The sequence below is a fragment of the Rickettsia endosymbiont of Cardiosporidium cionae genome (assembly GCF_015476335.1).
In the GTDB taxonomy this organism is placed as follows: Bacteria; Pseudomonadota; Alphaproteobacteria; order Rickettsiales; family Rickettsiaceae; genus JADHZC01.
Genome location: NZ_JADAQY010000014.1, coordinates 1 through 2,016, shown reverse-complemented (window position 1 = coordinate 2,016; position 2,016 = coordinate 1). Strand labels below are relative to the sequence as shown.

Genomic DNA, 2,016 nt, shown 5'->3' with positions numbered 1-2,016 from the left:
AAAAATAATAAATTTAAAAACACTTTCTAAAAGTGAGTTCGTAATTGGTGAAGGTGATACGCTTGAAACAATTTTGCAACAGGCTGGTCTATCCAAAACAAACACTCATAAAATTATTAAGGCTTTCACTAAAGTATTCAATCCCAAAAAATTAAGAACAGGAAATATGGTATTTCTTGATTTTATTGATAAATATCCTGCATTACAATCAGATAATGCCCTGAAATTAACAGCAAAAACAATAACTATTAAAATTTCAAATATAAAAAATGTTGAAATTAATAAATTACAAAATGATGAATATTCAGCAAAACTTATTAATACTCCATTCGCTCAAAAAGTTATAAGAATAACCGGCACCATAGATCAGAATTTAGCTCTCACAGCTCAAGATTTGTCTATTCCCTATCATGCAATTATGCCTGTAATTAAAGCCTACAGCCATAATATAGATTTTCAGCGAGATATAAGAACTGGAGATAAACTTGATGTGTTACTAAAGCAATATTACACTGAAGATGGTACATTCTCACATGTAGGTGATATCACCTATGCTGCGCTAAATTTAAGAAACAAAAAAGTTGAAATTTATCAATTTATTGATGCAAATAATAAAGCAAGTTACTATGACAAAAATGCTTTTAGTGTTGAAAAAGCATTACTTAGAACTCCAGTTAAGACAGGACAAATATCTTCTAACTTCGGTATGAGAAAACATCCTGTGCTCGGTTATTCCAGAATGCATAAGGGAATCGATTTTGCTGCTCCAATTGGAACTCCAATCTTAGCAGCAGGAAATGGACAAATAGTGGCAATGGGAGCTAAGGGAGGATACGGTAATCATATAGAAATAAAACATAACAAAAATTATAACACTTTGTATGCACATTTAAGCAAATATGCAAAAAAATTAAAAGTTGGATCAAAAATAAATCAAGGACAAGTCATTGGATATATAGGTATGACAGGTATTACAACTGGACCACATTTACATTTTGAAATAATTAAAAATAGTATAAAAATTAACCCAGCTAATATAAAATCTATTCCGCAAACAAAGTTAAGTGGTAATAGCTTAAAAAAATTCAATGACATAAAAAGACAAACATCTTTATTGATAAACAAAATTGATTATAAAAATGAATAGTTTCAACATTTATAGCTAACTTAGGAAAGTAAAAAAATCTCCTTATTCCCTACCAAAATAAGGTAATACTAGATAAAACACTTTATTTACATTATCTTTAGAAGACAAAATTAAAATAAGCAAAAATTTATTAATTAATATTATATTGTCTTTGAACTTGAATAGATTCTATCATTAATATAGAATCCCGATTGGTCTGTGCAATATTGCAAAAAAATGATAGGCAAATTAAAAGGTTTTATAGAACATGTAGCTGAAAATCATATTATACTCGATGTAAATGGTGTCGGGTATTTAGTTTTTATTTCCAGCAAAACAATACAATCAATACAATCTGTTAGCCATAAAGTAGTTTCTTTATTTATAGATACACAAGTAAAGGAAGATGAAATTACGCTATATGGTTTTATTGCTGAGGATGAAAAAAATTGTTTTGCTAAACTTATATCAGTAAAAGGCGTAGGACCAAAACTAGCTTTGATAATGTTGTCTTATTTTTCACCTGTACAAATTTTTTCCTTTATAGTTGATAAAAATAAAGATGCTCTTGGGCAAATATCAGGTATTGGAAAAAAAATTGCTGAAAGAATTATAACAGAGTTAAAAGATTGCAAAATTGCTGATACTATTATTCGAAATAGCAAAATTTATCAGCAAGAAAATGAAAAAACTATCAACAAGTTAGATGATACTGCTTCTGCTTTATTTAATCTGGGTTATAATAAAATGGAAGCCTATAGAATAGGTGAAAAAATTTTGGATGATAATCCTAATATCTCTGTTCACGATCTCATAAGATTATCACTGCAGAGGTTATCTAAATGACAGATAAAGATGTTAGGCTAGTTGATAGTACTCTACAAAGCAAG

Annotated in this window: 2 protein-coding genes; both read left to right on the top strand. The window is 28.6% G+C overall.

Annotation, left to right across the window (positions count from 1 at the left end; translation table 11 throughout):
- Positions 1-1,147 (top strand): M23 family metallopeptidase (locus IHI24_RS04580; protein ID WP_194966888.1); only part of this gene is annotated, 1,147 nt, incomplete at its 5' end.
- Positions 1,148-1,363: 216 nt separating this feature from the next.
- Positions 1,364-1,972: a Holliday junction branch migration protein RuvA gene (gene ruvA, locus IHI24_RS04575; protein WP_194966887.1), complete on the top strand. Its 609-nt coding sequence runs from the start codon at positions 1,364-1,366 to the stop codon at positions 1,970-1,972.
- Positions 1,973-2,016: the final 44 nt, after the last annotated feature.

What these genes read in the sequence shown, in the direction of transcription:
- ruvA (WP_194966887.1), top strand. Translation starts at nt 1,364, where the DNA reads ATGATAGGCAAATTAAAAGGTTTTATAGAACATGTAGCTGAAAATCAT.